This window comes from Bacillus sp. CPT56D-587-MTF, from assembly GCF_058792335.1.
The window spans coordinates 2,000,647-2,020,709 of the sequence record NZ_JBYTEF010000001.1 but is presented as its reverse complement, the minus strand read 5'-3'; the positions used below and the strand labels follow the sequence as shown (position 1 = coordinate 2,020,709).

Sequence of the window (20,063 nt, the reverse complement as noted above, 5' to 3'; positions counted from 1 at the left end):
GTAAAACATCCATTTATTGTTATTTAATATATCTTATTCATTTTATTTTTGCAAGTGTTTAAAAAAATTATTTATTTAATTAAAAAAGTGAAACCAAATTTTTTTGGTTTCACTTCACAATTTTACCAATCTTGTGGTTCGTAATTTAAGTCTGCAAATAGACGTCTTTTCTCTTTCTTTGTTAAATCTCTCCACTGCCCAACCGGTAAATTATTCAATTCAATATTCATAATTCTCGTACGTTTTAACGTGTATACTTGATAACCTAAAGCTTCACACATACGGCGAATTTGACGATTTAGCCCTTGTGTTAAAATAATTTGGAACTCATATTTTGATAACTGTGTAACCTCACAAGGAAGCGTTTTTGTTCCTAAAATTTTAACACCCGCTGCCATTTTCTCTAAGAAATCAGGTGTAATTGGCTTATCTACTGAAACGATATATTCTTTCTCATGTTTGTTTTCAGCACGTAAAATTTCATTAACAATATCACCATCATTGGTTAACAAAATTAAACCGTCTGAGTCTTTATCAAGACGTCCAATGTGACTAATTCGTAAAGGATGGTTCACTAAATCGATAATATTACCTTTTACTGATTTTTCACTCGTACATGTAATACCTACTGGTTTATTTAAAGCGATATATACGTGATCTCGAGCAATTCGAAGCTGCTCTCCATTTACTCGTACATCATCACCTGGGTTCACTTGGTCACCAATTTTTGCAACCTTACCGTTAATAATTACTCTTCTCTCATTAATTAGTTTATCCGCTCCACGTCGAGACGCTTTTCCAGCTTCACTAATAAATTTATTGATACGCAAATTAGGCACATCCTTTTCTAAAAAAATTTCAAGCTCACACTGCTTCTACCGTACAATACAAAAGGGTAAGCCTCCTATTATAACTTAAATATATTAACATGAAAGGGTATATAACGTCTTCTATTAATTACTTGTTTATAAGAAAATATCTTTATTATACATTCATTTATACACTTTTTCAGCGTTTAATATACAAGCCATTCTTCCTTACATACAGCTTGTTTTCCTTTTATCTCTTCTATATCTTCATGAATATTAGCTAATTTATATAAATCTGGGAAAATCTCTTCCACATAATGTTGATGCGTCTGTTCATCTTTCCAATACGTTAACACTATGTAACGATTTTCATTTTTTAAAGACTTCCCAACTACTCCACCTAACATTCCTTTTGCTTTTTCCATTCCTTTATTCCAAATTGTTTCTTGCTTCTGTAAAAAATACTTTTCCTTTTCCACCTTTACATCACATATAGCAACTCTTACGAATGATCCTTCTGTAACAACGTCTTTCAAATGCGTATCAGTTATATCATACAACGTTTGAAATAATTCAATTTCACACGAAAGAAACGTATCCTCTTGATTACTATTTACATAAATTGTATCGTGAGCACCATTCATAAATGATTGATATGTACTTCTATCTTCCCATAAAGTAAATACACATGCCTCATCTTCATACCATCCACCAAATTGTCCATGAAAACCATCTAGATGCCGTATATCACTCCATTTTTCTTGCGCATTTGAAAACAATTTCTTTTTCTCTTCTTCCACCTTACAGTAGATTGTTTTTAGTAACATTTTTAATTCCCCCTTATGATTCGATCCATTTCCCACTCGCCATACTTTCTATTTTTCCATATACACAAACATTAATTTTTTTGTTATCAGCTCCATTACTTAATCAAAATTTGATGCCCTCCGTAAATGTTGTAAGTTGATTACGAGAATACTTACCGTGTAAAAATACATCTAAAATATAAAAATTAAAATCTCTTACTTTGTTTTCTTATCCCAGTTATAGTTTACATAATATAATTATGTATCGCTATTTATATCATTCAATAAAATATACTATTTTATTCTATATGCATAATATTTTTAATTCAAACAATTCAGAATTAAAATCCGAAAAAGATAGAAAGTAAACAATCCTACATTATCATCTACTCCCTATCTCTCTTATCATCAATTATTTTTCAAATAAATAATACGTAATTTCTCCTGGATAATGTAATACAGTTACCTTCCGCTCCCCTTTTTTAAAACTAACAGTATGCCCGTTTTCCCCTAAGTTCTCCCATCCATTTGCTTTTGTAATAGGCATTACACTTATATATTGATAGTCCTCTTCATTATCATCGTTAATATGGATTGCTGACATTGGCACTGGAAAATCTTTAATTTTAGATTCTTTGTCTACATATATGAGTGCAAATAAACCAACTAATAACATAGCCATTGAAATACTTAAAACCAGTTTTCTTCTATTCATTTTCACTAAAAACCCTCTTTTCTCGCATATAGCTTTCATCATTTTACTAAATTTAATTATTCGTGTATAGAAAAGTCATAATTTAAATTATTTCTAACCTATTTTCTCTACTTTAAACAACATTATTGTTATATATTATAATTATAAGTTTTTAAATTTTGGAGGCGTTACATATTGCAGAAATTACTTTTTACTAAATGGACAGTTGTTATTTCTATTTTCATCATTTTCGGTACGATTTTCTATGTTACTAATGTTAAAAATAACAACGAAAAAGCAACTGTAGAAACAGCGGAGACAAAAACTTTCAAAACGAAATTACAACCTAAAATTCATGAATTGACTACTCATTATAATGACATCATCGAAAAAGATTGGTTACCTGCCTGGGAAGAGATTAACACGAATGGAGATTCAGTAGATCGAAATAAACTATTAGTTACAATGAGTGCTGTTTCCAAACAGTACGAAACAATTATGAACGAAATAGACACGCTTAAAATTGAAGAAAACATAACAGATATAGATATACAAAAACAACTACTTCAATTCACAACTCAGTTTAAATCCGCATCAAATTTCATGAAAAATGCAGCAAATTTGATTATAGACGGAGCAAATAACTCTACTCCAACCAATGAAACTATTGAAAAAACAAAACAAGCTTTAGGACTTGCGGATCAACATATTGTCATCGCTTTATCTACTTTAAATGAAGTTGAAGATAAATTAGGACTTACAAAAAAATAAAACTATTTACTATTTTAAAATAAAAAATGATTGCAATTCACAATTTGTATGTCTATAATATTTTTATTGATTTACAATCAATGTGTTTATAAATTTTATAATTCGGATGAACCATTCAGGAGAAGGTCTATTGATCTACCGACGGGGCAAAAAGTTGTTATACCAGCTTTGAAACTCTCAGGTCTTGGTTACAAGTAGAACTGCATGGGGACGAATCTCTGGAGAGACTCCCTCTCGCTTTCATAGAGCGCGGAGGAAAACGAGCACCGAAGGAGCAAATCCGCTACTTTAGCGGATAATCTCTCAGGTAAAAGGACAGAGACAAGCGAAAGAAAAAGCCGATTGTATCGGTTTATTTTTCTATCCCTTGTTTCTCCAGAGACCATTTCATTTACTTGAAGTGGTTTTTATTTTTTCTAAAAAAGGAGAATAAAGATGGAGACAGTAAGTAAAGTATTAGAACAACTAAATCAATACGTGTGGGGATTACCAACTTTGTTGCTACTCGTTGGAACAGGTATCATTCTCACAGTGCGTTTGAAAGGTTTACAGTTTAGTAAACTATTATACGCTCACAAACTAGCGTTTAAAAAATCAGAAGATACTTCTTCTTCTGGAGATATTAGTCACTTCCAAGCACTCATGACAGCTATGGCCGCAACGATTGGTATGGGTAATATAGCCGGTGTTGCAACAGCGGTTACAATTGGTGGTCCTGGTGCAATATTTTGGATGTGGATTACCGCTTTAGGTATGGCAACAAAGTATGCAGAGGCAATACTTGCAGTGAAATACCGTGTTAGTAATGAAAATGGTGAATATTCAGGTGGACCAATGTATTATTTAGAGCGTGGTTTAGGTAAGAAATGGCTTGCTATATTATTCGCTATATTTGGTACAACTGCTTCTTTCGGTATTGGTAATATGGTGCAATCTAACTCAGTTGCAGAGGCAATGCGAATTAATTTCTCTTTCCCTCCTGCTTTAACTGGTATAGTAATGTCATTTTTAATCGCAATTGTTATTTTAGGCGGTGTAAAAAAAATCGGGAAAGTGACGGGATATGTCGTTCCTATTAAAGCTTTCTTTTATATAATTGCTGGTCTTATAATTATTTTCTATCACTACGACCAAATTCCAGAAGCATTTTCACTTATTTTTTCTGGTGCATTTAATGGTACAGCTGCTGCTGGTGGTTTTATTGGGGCAACAGTTGCATCAGCTATCCAAATCGGAATGGCGCGTGGTGTATTTGCGAACGAAGCTGGTTTAGGGAGTGCACCAATTGCGGCGGCGGCGGCAAAAACCGATTCGCCTGCAAAGCAAGCTTTAGTTTCAATGACTGGTACTTTTCTAGATACGTTTATTGTATGTACAATTACAGGACTAGTATTAATTACTACAGGCGCTTGGAAATCAGGTAAAACTGGTGTTGAAGCTACAACACTTGCATTCCAATCTGTATTCGGTACTGCTGGTAGTATGATTCTCGGTATCGCAATTATTTTATTTGCCTACTCTACTATTTTAGGCTGGTCGTATTATGGAGAAAAATGTGTAGCTTATTTATTCGGAGAAAGTGCAGTTAAATATTATAAAGCAATCTTTATTTTCATGATTGCAATTGGTGCTAATTTAAAGCTAGGAATCGTATGGACATTTGCTGATATTGCAAATGGACTTATGGCAATTCCAAACTTGATTGGTTTGATTGGATTAAGTAGTATTGTTGTTGCTGAAACGAATCGCTTTTTACAAGCAGAGAAATTGAAAGAAAATAATAAAAAACAGGCAAGTTAATCTATGAAAAAAGGAATGACTCATACATGATGAGCATTCCTTTTTTCATCCCCTCTTTTACTTAATTACTATCATTAAAAATATATTTATATCAATATTTACTCCTTTTTATTCCTTCAAAAGTTTTTCACATAAATGTCATAAATCGTATGGTCTAACTATATAGTTGAAAAGGAATGCGACATTAAAGTGTCGCTGAAAAACTCATCCAAGAAAAGGGAGGAAAAATCTTTTGAAAAACAAAATCATTGTTTTCCTATCTGTTTTATCATTTATTATTGGTGGTTTCTTCTTTAACACGAATACTTCAAGTGCTGAAACATCATCTACTGATTACGTTCCTAACCAATTAATCGTTAAGTTCAAACAAAATGCATCTTTAAGTAATGTGCAATCTTTTCATAAATCTGTCGGAGCTAATGTCTTATCTAAAGATGATAAGTTAGGTTTTGAAGTCGTACAATTTTCAAAAGGTACTGTAAAAGAAAAAATAAAGAGTTATAAAAATAATCCAGATGTGGAATATGCAGAACCAAATTATTACGTTCACGCCTTTTGGACTCCAAACGACCCATATTTTAATAATCAATATGGATTACAAAAGATTCAAGCTCCACAAGCTTGGGATAGCCAACGAAGTGATCCTGGTGTAAAAGTAGCTATTATTGATACAGGAGTTCAAGGCTCACACCCTGATCTGGCTTCGAAAGTAATTTACGGGCATGATTATGTTGATAACGACAATACATCTGATGATGGTAATGGTCATGGTACACATTGCGCTGGAATTACTGGAGCACTTACGAATAACAGCGTCGGAATTGCTGGTGTTGCCCCACAAACTTCAATTTATGCTGTCCGCGTATTAGATAATCAAGGAAGTGGTACTCTTGATGCTGTAGCGCAAGGTATTCGAGAAGCTGCTGATTCGGGTGCAAAAGTAATTAGGTAACTACTCAGCCACCTTTCGGTGTCTTTTTTAAATTTTACTAGTTTCATATGCCTCCCATTTGTAAATACTGAGTATATCAAACAGGGGAGGTAAATCTTATGGTCGATCGAAAAATTATTTTAGATACATATAAAAAAGGACCTGAAGCTGTTATTTCTTTATTTGAAGAAACATTTTCTAAGTTAGAAAAACGTATACAAGAACTAGAAAATGCTTCAAAAAAAAACTCCAAAAATAGTCATAAGCCACCTTCTACAGATGGTTTGGGTAAGCCCGTTACAAAAAGTTTGCGCAAACCGTCTCATCGTCAAACGGGTGGCCAGTTGGGCCACAAGGGACATACTCTTGGTTTGACAGCGACTCCAGATCATACGATTACACATTCTCCTACATATTGTACTTGTTGTCATACTTCCTTGAACCACGAGCCTGTAAAAGGGTATCGCATTCGCCAAGTGTATGACTTACCACCTATTCAGATCGAAGTGACAGAACATAAAGTAGAACAGAAAGAATGCCCACATTGCCATTCTATCCAAGAAGCCCAATTTCCTTCGACAGTATCTCGTCCTGTTCAATATGGTCCAAATATAAAAAGACTGATTCCCTATTTAACGCATTATCAATGCATTTCTTTGAAGCGAACAAAAGAATTCTTTCAGGATTGTTTTGGACATTCTATAAGCGAAGGAACCCTGGTAAATCATACACAGGCTTTCGCTTCTCAATTGCAGCCATTCATAAAAGAAGTAAAGGAAAAGATTCTGCAGTCTCCTGTTGTCCATTTTGATGAAACTGGTATGCGTGTAGAAAACAAAACACAATGGTTACATACTGCCAGTACACCGGAGGTGACATTGCAACATATTCATCAAAAACGTGGAAAAGAAGCAATGGATGCTGGAGAAATCTTGCCATCTTTTTCTGGAATTGCGATGCATGATGGTTGGAAATCGTATGATGCGTATACAGATTGTCGTCACGTTTTATGTAATGCCCATCTCTTACGAGATTTACAAGGAATTATAGATAGTACTGGAGAACAATGGGCACAACAGATGCAGAAATTTCTAACGCAAGCGTTGACGATGAAAAAGCAATCCGAAGGTACCATGCCAAAAGCGACGCAAAAGAATCTGTTTATTATGTATCAATCCATATTGAAAGAACAACAGATTCTTTCCACGAAACAAAAGAAGAAAGGAAAGCAGACGCCTTCTCAAAATTTATGGAATCGCTTCGTCAAGTATTCTGACAGAATTCTAGCGTTTTTAGAACATCCAGCCATTCCATTTGATAACAATCAAGCAGAACGGGATATTCGGATGACGAAAGTAAAACAGAAAGTGTCTGGGACTTTCCGAAGTAAGAAAGGCGCAGAATCTTTTTGTCAGATACGAAGCTTTATGAGTACCATGAAAAAACAAAAACAATCGGTCTTACAAGCGATAAACCAAGTCATAGAAACTAGAACGGTTCCTTGGAATAACACGACTTCATAAGAGAATTTCTCTATTTGGCATAGATTCTTTCTCTGATTGGAGTATTTTCTTTTCATGTTTTCGAATCGGAAACATGTATTTGGCCTGTTTTTTTATTTGAAGAAGCTGAGTAGTTACGTAATTAGTTTAAGTTTAGGAGCTCCAAATGGTGGTACTGCATTACAACAAGCCGTTCAATATGCATGGAATAAAGGCTCTGTTATAGTTGCAGCTGCTGGAAATGCTGGAAATACAAAAGCTAATTACCCTGCTTATTACAGCGAAGTAATTGCAGTTGGTTCTACAGATCAATCAGATAGAAAATCTTCATTCTCTACTTATGGTAGCTGGGTAGATGTTGCAGCACCAGGTTCAAATATATATTCAACATATAAAGGAAGCACGTATCAATCATTAAGTGGTACATCTATGGCAACACCTCATGTTGCAGGAGTCGCTGCTCTTTTAGCAAATCAAGGATATAGTAATACACAAATTCGCCAAATTATTGAGTCAACTTCTGATAAAATTAGTGGTACAGGTACGTACTGGAAAAACGGTAGAGTCAATGCATATAAGGCTGTACAATATGCTAAGCAATTACAAGAAAATAAAGCTTCTTAAGAAAACTTTAATCAGTCGATCTACCATGAATGCGGAATAAAATAGAAGGAGAGACTTCTATAATTAAAGCCTCTCCTTCTTACAAACTATATTACTCTCCCTGCTTTTTAACCATATGTAAATACAGTACAAAATCCATCATTGTCGACGAATGACCAAGTTGACGGATCATCGCTGTTATATTTCCTCTATGATATGTACCATGATTTACGACATGTTGCACTAATTCTAAAATCGAAGTTTCTAATTTCCCTACATATGGATTCTCAATAACAAATACAGCATTCACATCTTGTATTGTAATTAAAAAATCTTTATATTGATTTGCCATGTTTTCAAACATTTTTTCTAATTCATGTAACGATTTAGTTTCAATTTGTTTTCGTAAATCTTCTCGGTCTTGTATTGCTTCATTCATACTTTTACCATGCAATATATGTAACCACACTTGATCTGTAATATAAATATGCACAAAAGTATCCTTAATGGATGGAAATACACTCTGTATCTGCTCATTAAAAATCGTCTCATAGTTTGGTAACTCTTTTAATCGATTGAATAATCTTGTATTGGCCCAAGCATGATAATCACACTGTTTTAATATATAATCTTTCAATTTATATTACCTCCTTATTGTATGAAACGAATGGTTTGTTTCTTCATTTCTGATTCTCTATCAACCTTTGCAATCCCTTTTTCTTTCATTTCATGCTTATTTATCGTTTTATATTTTACATACGTATAAAATTCCGTTTGAAATGGAAATGGTGTAATCCGAATTGTTTCCTCGTCCACCCATTCAGCTTGAATAAGTTTCTCCTCTTCACTATTAAACATTTCTGTTCCTTCAAAACCATCTTTAAATAAATCAATTTCATCTTTCTTTTTGACACCAGACTTATTCATACATACGTATAAAGAAAGTTCATCACAAAACTTTAATAATTTATAATGTTTATCGAACATCGCAAACTGTTCTTTTGTTAACGTTTTCAAGATTCTTTTTTGTCGTTCTAATTCATGTTTATAAAATGACATCATCTCTTCATCTTCCTCGTTTAGTGGAAATGATAAAAAATGTTTACTACAAAGCAATGCCCCGTATGGATTAGAATTTTCAATTTCATTCAAACCAATCGTATAAAAAACAAAACGTAATGGGCTTGGACAATCCATAAATGTATATGGAATATTTTTAGCATCATTCAAAATTGGTACTTTATCAAGCTCTATCCATCCTCTGTCATGCTCATATATTGCATCAACTGTTTCTTTTAAATATGTTTTACTTTCAAAAAAGTCTTCTTTTATATGTTTTGCAATCTCTCCAGCTAAAAAACCATGGTCATGTTGACGAATTAATATACTTTCCTTCTCATTTTTTTCACGAAAAATCATTCATATACTCCCCCTCATCCTCATACTAAAGCTTTTTATATGCATCGATTCTTAATTAATCCCTAAATAATAGAAGGGATTCAGTCTCTTGCAACGAAATTAACATAATTATATAGTATTCTATCTAATCATAGTGATAGCTTTATCTTTACTATCTATTATACTAAAACATTCATTCCAAAAATTTTTTTATGAGGTGAAAACATGAACAAAACAGAATTAATTAAAAACGTAGCTCAATCAGCTGATATTTCTCAAAAGGACGCTTCTGCAGCTGTACAATCCGTATTTGACACAATTGCTAATGCATTACAATCTGGAGATAAAGTTCAACTAATCGGTTTTGGAACTTTTGAAGTGCGCGAAAGATCTGCTCGTACAGGACGTAATCCGCAAACTGGCGAAGAAATTCAAATCGCCGCTGGTAAAGTTCCTGCATTTAAAGCAGGTAAAGAATTAAAAGAAGCTGTTAAATAAACAAGAAACCAGCCATTTTATAGGCTGGTTTCTTGTTTTTATTTAAGCAATTGCTTTATATTCTCTGCATGATACACTTCACAAATATAAAATACACATTTGCATTTACTTACAATTTGATACTTTCTAGTTGGATACACATTCGCTGTAACAGAACATCCATCAAACAATTCGATAATATTTCCAGATGGCTGATATCCTTCATATAATACATTTCTTCTTACTTCCATCTTTTCTATAAGCTTTTCAACAGGAATATTTCCACTCTCTAATTCACTCTTTATTGCGTCCGGTAAAAACGAAGTGTCTGCAAAAATTAGATTTTCAGATAACACCTTGCCTTTATAACTAACATTAGATACACGGTAAAGAAATGTTCCATCTTTATCAAAGAAATTCTTTGCTTCTTTCGGAATGTACTGTCTACCAAGTGCCTCTTGTTCAAGAACATCAAACTGAACTGTATCATTTAAAAGCTTTTCTAAAGCATGAATGGATGATGTATCTCCAGAAAATAAAATATTTTTAATTGCTTGTACGTTATAAGTGAATTCATTCTTTCTATTTTCCGCTACTAACATGAGGAACACCTCTTCTATAATTTTTTTATTTAAGATTTAAAAGTGCTGCCGCATCTAATTGCGTAATTTCAGTTACTTCCTTACTGAATATTGCAACAGAGGCCCTATAATCTAAACTAGGCTTTACATCTTCCATCATTGTATTATTTAATAACTCTTGTCTATCCTTAAAAACCAACAAGTTTGGAGGATCATTTGGAGCTGATACTGTAATATGTACTGGCGGAATCATTAGTCCTTCACCTGTCGCTTTCAGCACCGCTTCTTTTCGAGTCCAATATGTTAAAAATCCTTCTATTTTCTGTTCATTTGGCAGTTTCATAACTTGCGCTATTTCAATGTCTGTTAATACACCTTCTGCCATTTTCATAACATCTACATTTGGATTCATTTGTTCTACATCTATGCCAACAGGTGCAGATTTTGTAAAAGCAACGACAACCCACTCACCTGAATGCGAAACGGATAATTGCGGCATACCTTCTGGTAATTGTGGTCTTCCATGCTGCACTTTACATACTGAGCACATTCGATCAATTGGTACTTGGACTGGTGACATAGAAAGTATCTTACCGAGAACTAATCTACTTATTACGCAACCTATTATAAAACGAGCTCGATCTGCCGAATGATGATACGAATTTGCTTTCTCTCGCTCTATATCATTTAGTAAATTGTAATGCCATGATTGTAAATCCGAAATTCTTGCCCACCATATTTGACAATCATTCTCATTCAAAGTTGGAATAGAATCTACAACTTTACTTTCTATCATGTAAACTCTCCTTTATTCAACGAATATCAATTTTCATAAGAAAGCATGCGTATATTGTTATTCATTGACAAGTACTTTCTCTTTTTCTGATACAGATAATGTTTTTTCTTTCTTCTTTGACATTACCTCTTTATCGGAAATACGTAAAGAAAATAGTAGTGCTATGAGCAAAAATATTGCTGATCCAATTAATGCTGCTTGATATGGTAAAAAATCGGATTGAGCGTTATTACTTCCAAAACCAGCTAGTATACTAGCTAAAACAGCTACTCCTATTGCTGAACCTAATCGATTTTGCACATTGAATATAGTAGTAGCTCTCCCCATAGAAGGCGGCGTGATATTGTTAAAGGCAGAAAATTGAACCGCACCGACAGATTGACCTAAGAAAATACCGATACCAAACAATAATGCGCGGATTTGCCACGGATTCGTATCGTGATTTACAAAACTTAATAAAACAAAGATAACCACGGTACAAATTAATCCAATAGAAATTACCTTTCGCGCTCCTAATTTTTTATATGACCATGGCACAATTTGTGAAGAAATCATTAATCCAATCGCCTCTGGAAATGTCGTAAGTCCTGATTCCAGCGCGGAAACTCCTATCACATTTTGATACATAAGTGGAAAAACAAATAACATTCCTAGTAAACCAGCTGATGAAAATAATGATATAAGACTCATCTTTCTAAACACTGGTTCTTTTAATAAACGTAAATCTAACATCGGTTGCTTTACTTTCAGTTCTACGATTATAAACAATGTAATGAATACACCCCCAGCTATCCCAGTACTCATAATTTCTGGAGAAATCCACCCTTTTGATGGTCCCTGGCTGAGCGCATATATGAGCATCGCAAATCCTGGTGCTGATAAAATAAAGCCGAGCGAATCAAAGCGACCAGCTGATTTTTCAACATGCTCTGCTAAAAATAGAAGTCCAAATAGCAATGCAACGATTCCAAACGGTAGATTAATATAAAATGCCCAACGCCAAGACATTTGATCTACAAAGAAACCACCGATGATAGGACCAATTGCTGGTGCTACAGCAATTGGAAGTATAATGAACCGAGAAATCTTCGGTCTTTCCTCTGGTGAAAATGTTCGAAATAACATTGCCATTCCAACTGGTGTTAAAAGCCCTCCACCAGCACCTTGAATAATACGGAAAATATTCAATGAAGTAATATCGTTAGCCATTCCGCATAAAGCAGAGGCAATTGTAAATACGAAAAGAGCAATTAAAAACACTCTTTTCGTACCAAATCGATCTCCTAACCAACCAGAAATCGGAAGGAAAACAGCTAAACTAACTAAATACCCAACATTAACCGTCCCCATTGCAGATGCAGGTACTTGTAGTTCTCTACTTATCGTTTGCAGTGCTACATTTACAATCGTTGCGTCCATCGCAGCCATAAACATCGCAGTTATATAAACGATACTTACAACTACTTTTGGATTTAGTTTTTCTTTCATTATCGTTTTCCTGCTAATGTTTTTTCGCGAACTTGATTACTTTTTGGATTCAAATCTTTCCAGTTATATTCAACATATTCTAAGCAGCTCTGCCTACTAGCTTCTTCATATACGATATTCCAGCCAATAGGTACATCGAGAAAAGCAGGCCAGAGAGAATACTGGCCCTCCTCATTTATTAATACTTTATATGTGTAATTATCATTTTCAAATGGATTCGTCATACTCTACTTACCCCTTTCTTATTCTGCAAATATTTCGCTAATACTTGTCCAATTTCCGTAAGCGGACCTGGCTGACATAAATCTTTATGTCTACAATCAATATCGTGCTGCACAATTTGCCCGTCTAAATAATTTAGCCACGTATTTGGAGAAATAGGATCAAACCAGTCTGGTATAACAGTAGATCTAAAGAACAGGATATCTCCGTTATAAACTTTCGGTACATATTTCCCTAACAACCCTACTGAATTTACATATGTTTCTTTCAAGTTCAATATAGTCTCTTCTTCAAGACTTGCTAATGCACTTCCATCTTTACGAAGGATTTCAACTGCACTTTCCATTGTAAGTGGTTTACCATCCATGTTATCTGGGTCATATCCGCCTAAAGCAAGTAATGCGATTAACGCTTCCTCTTCAGTAGGCGCTTCCGTATTCGGTAAGAAGTGTCCAGGATAAGAGTCAAGCATAACGAGTAATTCTACTTCTTCCCCTTCATTTTGTAATTGCGCCGCCATTGCATGCACAACATTTCCTCCAAGCGACCAACCTAATAAACGATATGGTCCATGAGGCTGTACTTCACGAACGTGTTTCAAGTAATCCGCCGCCATCTCCTCTAAACTTTTTGGAAGTTCTTCATTTTTAGCAATACCACGTGCTTGCACACCATAAATTGGATAATCTGTTCCTAAAGATTTCATAAGTCCTGCATAGCACCAACTTAATCCACCTGCTGGATGTACACAAAATAGTGGTAATTGATCCCCGCTTGCTCGTAATGGAAGCAACACATCAAGTGCACTTTGACCATTCCCCATCTCAAGTCTTTCAGCTAACCCTGCAACAGTTGGTGCTGCAAATAAAGTACCAATGTTTAGTTCCACTCCAAGCGCCTCTTTCATGCGGCTCATAAGCTGTACTGCAAGGAGTGAATGACCACCAAGATCAAAGAATCCGTCATCAATTCCAATTTGAGGTACACTTAGCACTTCTGTAAACAAGTCACATAACATTTCTTCTTGCGGTGTTCTTGGACCACGACTAGAAGATGATGCGATAAATGCTGGAGCTGGCAATGCCTTTCTATCTAATTTACCGTTTGGAGTTAAAGGTAACTCATTTACTACTACAAAAGCGTATGGAACCATATAATCTGGTAAACTACCACTAGCAAACTGACGCATTTCATTCGTATCAATTGCTTCATTATTTGATGCAATGATATAAGAAACTAACCGTTTATCCCCTGGTTGATCTTCACGTACAATAACGGCTACTTGCTCAGCTTTAGGGTGCTTCATTATGACTGCTTCTATTTCTCCTAATTCAATTCGGAATCCACGAATTTTGATTTGATGATCTGCACGTCCTATATAATCTAGCGTCCCATCATTACGCCAGCGAGCTAAGTCTCCTGTACGATACATTCTTGTACCTGGCTTGCCAAATGGATCTGCGATAAAGCGTTCAGCCGTTAATCCTGCTCTTCCTAAATATCCACGCGCAAGTCCTGCACCTGCAACATACATTTCTCCAACTACTCCAGGTGGGACTGGTTGTAAATAGTTGTCTAACACATACACTTTAAGGTCAGGTATACTGCACCCAATTAAACTATTTGCCCGTAAAGAGACGATAGTTTCATCTAATTCAATATAACTAACATGTACTGTCGTCTCTGTAATACCATACATATTAATAAGCTTTGGTGCGTTATGAGGATGTCGACTATACCAATCTTCTAAGCGACTTAGCTCAAGTGCTTCCCCTCCAAAAACAACATATCGTAAAGATAATTTTTGGCCAATCTCTTCATTTTCACGATCTGCTTGCATCAATTGGTAGAACGCTGATGGAGTTTGGTTTAAAACCGTAACCTTTTCTTTAACAAGAAGCTGTAAAAATTCTTTCGGCGAGCGACTTACAGTATGTGGGACTACAACTAAACGCCCTCCGTATAATAAAGGTCCCCAAATTTCCCAAACCGAGAAATCAAAAGCATATGAATGGAACATCGTCCAAACATCGTTTCCGTCAAACTGGAACCAATGATCAGTTGCTCCTAAAAGTCTCACTACATTTTGATGAGGTATCATAACGCCTTTCGGTCTGCCCGTTGACCCTGACGTATAAATAACGTAAGCAATATGTGATGGAGATAATGGCTTAATTCGTTCCACTTCATCAATATTGTCTTCACTATATTTCTCAACCTCTGCTATTACTTTCACATCATCAACTAAAACTTTTAGTGCCTCATTACATTCAATTTCCACTTCTGAATTCGTTAAAACACATGATGGTTTCGCATCGTGTAGCATAAATGAAATACGGTCTGCTGGGTAATCTGGATCTAACGGAAGGTATCCAGCACCAGCTTTAAGAACAGCTAATAAGCTTACAACCATGTTTAATGATCTTGGCATCGCTAAAGCAACGAGTTGATCAGGACCAATCCCTTTTGCTATTAGGAATCGAGCTATTTTATTTGCTTTTCTATTTAACTCTTCATAAGTTAATTTCTTATCTTCAAAGACAACAGCAATAGAATTTGGATTTATATGAGCCTGCTTTTCAAACAATTGTGGCAATGTCATTTCTGGTGCAATTTGAAAACCACCATTCCACTTTTCTAACACTGTATTTTTCTCTGCTAAAGTTAATATTTCTAATCTGCCAATGGATTGATCTGGATTTGTAGTTGCATCATCTAATAACAAAATGAATCGTTCTATTAGTTTTTGAACCGTTTCACGTTTATATAAATCGGTACTAAACTCTAGTAATCCATGTAAACCGTTCGGAGTACCATCAACCCCGTTACTCTCACTAATTTCAAATGTTAAATCAAATTTTGCAGAACCAACGCTTTGAATTTCAAGGCTCGCTTCTAAATCTGGTACATGAAACGTTGCTTCTGGTGTATTTTGAAAAGCTAACATAACTTGAAACAACGGATGGCTGTTTCGAGTACGTACTGGATTTAATACTTCAACAAGCCTTTCAAATGGAACATCTTGATTTTCATAAGCTGCAAGATTTACCTGCTTCACTCTATTTAATAATTCTTTAAAACTTGGATCTCCTGAAGTATTTGTACGTAACACTAATGTATTTACAAATAAACCAACAATATCTGAAAGTACATCATCATTTCTTCCAGCAATCGGACTTCCAATTGGTATATCAGTGCCTGCACCTAATCTTGTAAATAGTGCACTAAGCCCTGCTTGCAATACCATAAACAAACTAACTCCATTTTTACGTGCAAGCTCTACTAACCTACTATGCATACCTTCATCTATATGAAAATGAATTGTTTCCCCGCGGTAACTCGTCTCAATTGGACGCTGGAAATCTGTAGGTAACTCCATTTGGTCTGGTAAACCTTTAAGTTCTTCTTTCCAAAAATCTAATTGTGTTGAAATAAGACTCTCTTGTGTCGTTTCATCACCTAGCAATTGCTGTTGCCAAAGTGCATAATCTGCGTATTGAACTGGTAGTGTCTCCAGCTGAACTCTGTCACCTTGACATTGCGCTTTATACGCCGCTGTAAAATCTCTCGTTAACGGCTGTAATGACCAGCCATCACCTACAATATGATGTAATAGAATTAATAATACATGTTCGTTTTCACTCATTGTAAAAAGTTGCAAACGAACTGCCGGCTCAAAATCGAGGTTAAAGCTATATCTTACCGCCTCTGAAAGTACACTTTCTAATTCATCTTTACATGTATTAGTTATTACCATTTCTAGATTTAAGTTTTCCATATCTAAAATTTTCTGATAGGAACTACCTAATACGTTAGGGAAAATTGTTCTAAGTGTTTCATGTTTCTCAACTACATCATAAAAAGCACCTTGTAATGCTTCCCGATTCAATATTCCATTCATACGAATGACTAGCGGAATATTATAAGTAGGACTTGGACCTTCTAAACAATTTAAGAACCATAACCTGCGCTGTGCAAATGAAAGTGGAATTTCATTTGACCTACTTGCTTTCTGAATAGCTGGTCTTGCACTTTTTGCATGGTTTAATTGTTGCGCCAGTTCGGCAACAGTTGGTGATTCAAATAGTTTCCCAATTCCTAATTCCACACTTAACGTTTCACGAATTCTTGCCATTAAACGAGATGCGAGAAGTGAATGTCCACCCATTTCAAAGAAATTATCATCAATGCTAATTCGAGAAACACCAAGTACTTCTGCAAATAAATCACATAATATTTCTTCTTTCGGATTTCTAGCAACCCTCTCATTGTTCATTCCATTAAAATCAGGAGCAGGTAATTTCTTTCTGTCAACCTTACCATTTGGCGTTAATGGTAATTCTTCTAGCACAACAAATGCCGATGGTATCATATAATTCGCTAAACTTTCTGAAACATAAGAACGAATTTCTGAAAGATTAATCGGTTCCTTTTCTTCTGCAACGATATACGCAATGATGCGTTTATCATTTGGACGATCTTCTCGTACCATTACTACCGCTTGTTGAATATTTTCATGTCGTTGTAATACCGTTTCAATTTCAGCTAATTCAATTCGGAATCCACGAATTTTAATTTGATGATCTGCGCGACTAATGTACTCTAACGCACCATCACTACGCCATTTCACAAGATCTCCTGTACGGTACATGCGCTTCCCTGATTCTCCATAAGGATTTGCAACAAACCGTTCAGCTGTTAACTCAGGTTTTCCTAAATATCCGCTTGCAAGTCCTTCCCCTGCAATATATAATTCCCCAATAACTCCAGGTGGAACTGGTTGTAACCCTGCATCCAATACATACACTTCTGTGTTGCAAATTGGCTTTCCGATAGGAGGTATACCCTTTTCACCTTCATCAATGTTCATGAAAGTAGACCAAATCGTCGTTTCAGTTGGTCCATATAAATTAGTTATTGAGCAACCTAATTCTTTTAATTTATTTGCTAAATGCGCTGGAAGAGCTTCACCACCAACTAGTATGTTTAGCCCTTGTAGCTTTTCTGGATAATCAGTTACTAACGCCTGCCAAAGCGTCGGTGTAGCCTGCATAATGGTCACTCTTTCTTCTTGTAAAAGTGTCGTTAATGCTGATGGCTCTTGTATGTCTTCTTTTTGCGCAATTGTTAAACTTGCACCACTAATAAGAGGTAAATAAATTTCTAGAGCAGAAATATCAAACGCAAACGTTGTAACTGCTAATAAATGATCATTTTCATTTAATGAAAACTTTTGTTGCATAGCCATTAAAAAGTTACTTAAACCTCTCATAGGAACAATTACACCTTTTGGGTTTCCTGTTGAGCCTGAAGTATATATTGTATAGGCTGGGTTTAAAAGTGATACATCATTCTTACATGCTATATTCATACGAGAATATGTATGTAACGCTATTTTCGTTTCTTCATCATCTAATACAATTTTTTTCATATCATTTTCTATAACTAACTTAGATGAAACAGATGAATGTGTTATGATACAAACTGGTTTTGCATCATTTACTATATAATTAACTCTTTCTGCTGGGTATTCTGGATCTATTGGTAAATACGCTGCACCAGCCTTTACGACTGCTAGCATACTAACTACCATTTCTATTGATCTAGGGAATACTAAAGCTACAAACTGATTTGGTCGTATTCCTTCTTCTACTAAATAATGTGCTAGTTCATTCGCTCGTTCATTTAGCTCTTTATACGTAAGGTTTACACCGTCACAAGTAATCGCTAGTTTATTGGGATTTTTTTGCACTTGTTTTTCAAATGATATAGGTAGACTAATTAACTCATCATCTTCCTTCGTTTCATTCCATTCCAATAAAACTTTATGATTTTCTTCAGGCAGAGTAATGTTTATTTTTCCAATCGACTCGTTTTTCTCATAATTATTTATTACTAATTCAAATAGATTCATAAATCTTTCTTTATGCAATGCTAGCTCTGCGCCATTATATACTTCGGGATTCGCATCAAAATGAATCATTAGCTCATTTTGATCAAAACGTTTATATACATTTATCGATAAATCATCTACAGGTCCTGCTGATAAGTTATGTGTAATACCACGATTTCCAGCAAAATTAAGCCCGTAATCAAAAGGCATAACATTCACTAACGGTCCAAACAACCTTTGATTTTCACCTAGTAACTTTAAGTCTCTTCTTAATTCCTCATGACGGTATTTATGATGGTGACGTACATCTCGAATTTCTTTAGAAACTTGCTGCAATAATTCCGCAAGAGTTATATTTGGAGTTACTGTAATACGAAGTGGAACTAAATTCATTACCATACTTGGTGTATGAATAGATACAGAACCTAGACGTCCCATCATCGGTAAACCTAAAACAATATCATTTTCACCTGTTAATTTATGCATATAAATACTTGTTACAGCGACAATGAATTCCGGCCAACTTGTTAACGAAATATTGATATCTTCTAGTAAAGTTTTCGTGCTAGAACTAGATAAATAAGCTGTTTCTCGTGAAAATCCATTTGATGTTCTCGGTGCTCGTTCTGCCAAACTTACAACTTCTGGGGCATCTGCAAACTTTTCTAACCAAAAAGTACGATTTTCCTGAAATTGTTTTGACTCACGATACTCAATATCTTCTTGCACGACTTTCGCAAGAGAACCAAATGGCTTTTGACTCTTGTTTGTTTCTTCTATAAGTGATGTATACTCATTCGCTACCTTTTGGCTAAGAAGTGAAAATCCATAGCCATCCATCACAATGTGATGGATGCGCTGATACCAAAAGAAACGATTATTTTCAACTTGAATAAGTGCTTCAGTAAATAATATATCTTTTTTCAAATTGACTGGTATAGATAAATCATTTTTCATCCATACTTTAGCAGCTTCTTCAGGGTTTTCTTCTTTACGAACGTCAATAAAATGCATATGAAACTGTGATTCTTCAACAACTTGCCATGGGCCAATTTCATCCTCTTCGAAGCGAACGTGAATTGCCTCTGCTTCCATTACAACTTTACGTACAGCTAATTCAAAAATGTCTTGATGAATATTTCCATTTATTTCTACATATTCCCCAGTATTATATATCGGATTAAGCGGATCTAATTGTTGCGCAAACCACATACCAGACTGCGCAGATGATAACGAATGACGAATCTTTTGACTGTTAGGCATTCTTTACTACCCCTTTATTATGTAGTCTA

General features: G+C 35.0%; 14 protein-coding genes, 2 pseudogenes, 1 riboswitch and 1 other annotated feature (1 of these 18 running past the window's edge). Of the genes and pseudogenes, 6 read left to right on the top strand and 10 right to left on the bottom strand.

The window, feature by feature from the left end:
* Position 1, bottom strand: a binding site (T-box leader); it reaches 223 nt to the left of the window's first position.
* Between the two features lie 121 nt (positions 2-122).
* The 3 genes from rluF to AC3WVZ_RS10450 form a co-directional block, all read right to left on the bottom strand.
* Positions 123-830, bottom strand: coding sequence for a 23S rRNA pseudouridine(2604) synthase RluF (gene rluF / locus AC3WVZ_RS10460; protein WP_001222171.1), 708 nt, complete (start codon positions 828-830; stop codon positions 123-125).
* Positions 831-1,015: 185 nt separating this feature from the next.
* The gene (locus AC3WVZ_RS10455; protein WP_000925180.1) at positions 1,016-1,636 is read right to left on the bottom strand and encodes a YdbC family protein; all 621 of its coding nucleotides are present in this window, start codon (positions 1,634-1,636) and stop codon (positions 1,016-1,018) included.
* A 391-nt stretch (positions 1,637-2,027) separates the two neighbouring features.
* Positions 2,028-2,372: a hypothetical protein gene (locus AC3WVZ_RS10450; protein WP_139245339.1), complete on the bottom strand. Its 345-nt coding sequence runs from the start codon at positions 2,370-2,372 to the stop codon at positions 2,028-2,030.
* A 132-nt stretch (positions 2,373-2,504) separates the two neighbouring features.
* On the opposite strand from AC3WVZ_RS10450, the gene AC3WVZ_RS10445 reads away from it, so the two are divergent.
* The 5 genes and pseudogenes from AC3WVZ_RS10445 to AC3WVZ_RS10425 form a co-directional block, all read left to right on the top strand.
* Entirely contained in the window at positions 2,505-3,080 is a 576-nt protein-coding gene (locus AC3WVZ_RS10445; protein ID WP_001170889.1) for a hypothetical protein, read from the top strand.
* A 208-nt stretch (positions 3,081-3,288) separates the two neighbouring features.
* A riboswitch (glycine riboswitch) is annotated at positions 3,289-3,409 on the top strand.
* Between the two features lie 106 nt (positions 3,410-3,515).
* The gene (locus AC3WVZ_RS10440; protein ID WP_233936342.1) at positions 3,516-4,880 is read left to right on the top strand and encodes an alanine/glycine:cation symporter family protein; all 1,365 of its coding nucleotides are present in this window, start codon (positions 3,516-3,518) and stop codon (positions 4,878-4,880) included.
* A gap of 232 nt (positions 4,881-5,112) precedes the next feature.
* A pseudogene (locus AC3WVZ_RS10435) lies at positions 5,113-5,826 on the top strand (S8 family serine peptidase); the annotation flags it as partial.
* A gap of 104 nt (positions 5,827-5,930) precedes the next feature.
* Positions 5,931-7,334, top strand: coding sequence for an IS66 family transposase (gene tnpC, locus AC3WVZ_RS10430; protein ID WP_100910632.1), 1,404 nt, complete (start codon positions 5,931-5,933; stop codon positions 7,332-7,334).
* 117 nt (positions 7,335-7,451) lie between these two features.
* Positions 7,452-7,937: pseudogene (locus tag AC3WVZ_RS10425) on the top strand (S8 family serine peptidase); the annotation flags it as partial.
* 91 nt (positions 7,938-8,028) lie between these two features.
* Here the strand turns inward: AC3WVZ_RS10425 and AC3WVZ_RS10420 are convergent.
* Together AC3WVZ_RS10420 and AC3WVZ_RS10415 are read right to left on the bottom strand one after the other, a co-directional pair.
* On the bottom strand, positions 8,029-8,553 hold the full coding sequence (locus tag AC3WVZ_RS10420; protein ID WP_000656267.1) for a DinB family protein: 525 nt from the start codon (positions 8,551-8,553) through the stop codon (positions 8,029-8,031).
* Between the two features lie 14 nt (positions 8,554-8,567).
* Positions 8,568-9,335 (bottom strand): DUF3891 family protein, encoded by a 768-nt coding sequence (locus AC3WVZ_RS10415; RefSeq protein WP_000577297.1) that lies wholly within the window; start codon positions 9,333-9,335, stop codon positions 8,568-8,570.
* 204 nt (positions 9,336-9,539) lie between these two features.
* On the opposite strand from AC3WVZ_RS10415, the gene AC3WVZ_RS10410 reads away from it, so the two are divergent.
* Entirely contained in the window at positions 9,540-9,812 is a 273-nt protein-coding gene (locus AC3WVZ_RS10410; RefSeq protein WP_001043905.1) for an HU family DNA-binding protein, read from the top strand.
* Positions 9,813-9,850: 38 nt separating this feature from the next.
* Here the strand turns inward: AC3WVZ_RS10410 and AC3WVZ_RS10405 are convergent, their stop codons facing one another.
* From AC3WVZ_RS10405 to AC3WVZ_RS10385, 5 genes are read right to left on the bottom strand one after another with little or no spacing between them, the layout of a single operon-like run.
* Positions 9,851-10,393, bottom strand: a complete 543-nt coding sequence (locus AC3WVZ_RS10405; RefSeq protein WP_000959125.1) for a hypothetical protein — start codon at positions 10,391-10,393, stop codon at positions 9,851-9,853.
* A 25-nt stretch (positions 10,394-10,418) separates the two neighbouring features.
* Positions 10,419-11,168, bottom strand: coding sequence for a 4'-phosphopantetheinyl transferase Sfp (gene sfp, locus AC3WVZ_RS10400; RefSeq protein WP_000573004.1), 750 nt, complete (start codon positions 11,166-11,168; stop codon positions 10,419-10,421).
* A 57-nt stretch (positions 11,169-11,225) separates the two neighbouring features.
* On the bottom strand, positions 11,226-12,656 hold the full coding sequence (locus AC3WVZ_RS10395; protein WP_000660191.1) for an MDR family MFS transporter: 1,431 nt from the start codon (positions 12,654-12,656) through the stop codon (positions 11,226-11,228).
* Complete coding sequence (locus AC3WVZ_RS10390; RefSeq protein ID WP_000184055.1) at positions 12,656-12,880, bottom strand: MbtH family protein; 225 nt, start codon at positions 12,878-12,880, stop codon at positions 12,656-12,658. Before AC3WVZ_RS10390 ends, AC3WVZ_RS10395 begins: the two co-directional genes overlap by 1 nt.
* Positions 12,877-20,034, bottom strand: coding sequence for a non-ribosomal peptide synthetase (locus AC3WVZ_RS10385; RefSeq protein WP_233936341.1), 7,158 nt, complete (start codon positions 20,032-20,034; stop codon positions 12,877-12,879). Before AC3WVZ_RS10385 ends, AC3WVZ_RS10390 begins: the two co-directional genes overlap by 4 nt.
* Positions 20,035-20,063 lie beyond the last annotated feature (29 nt).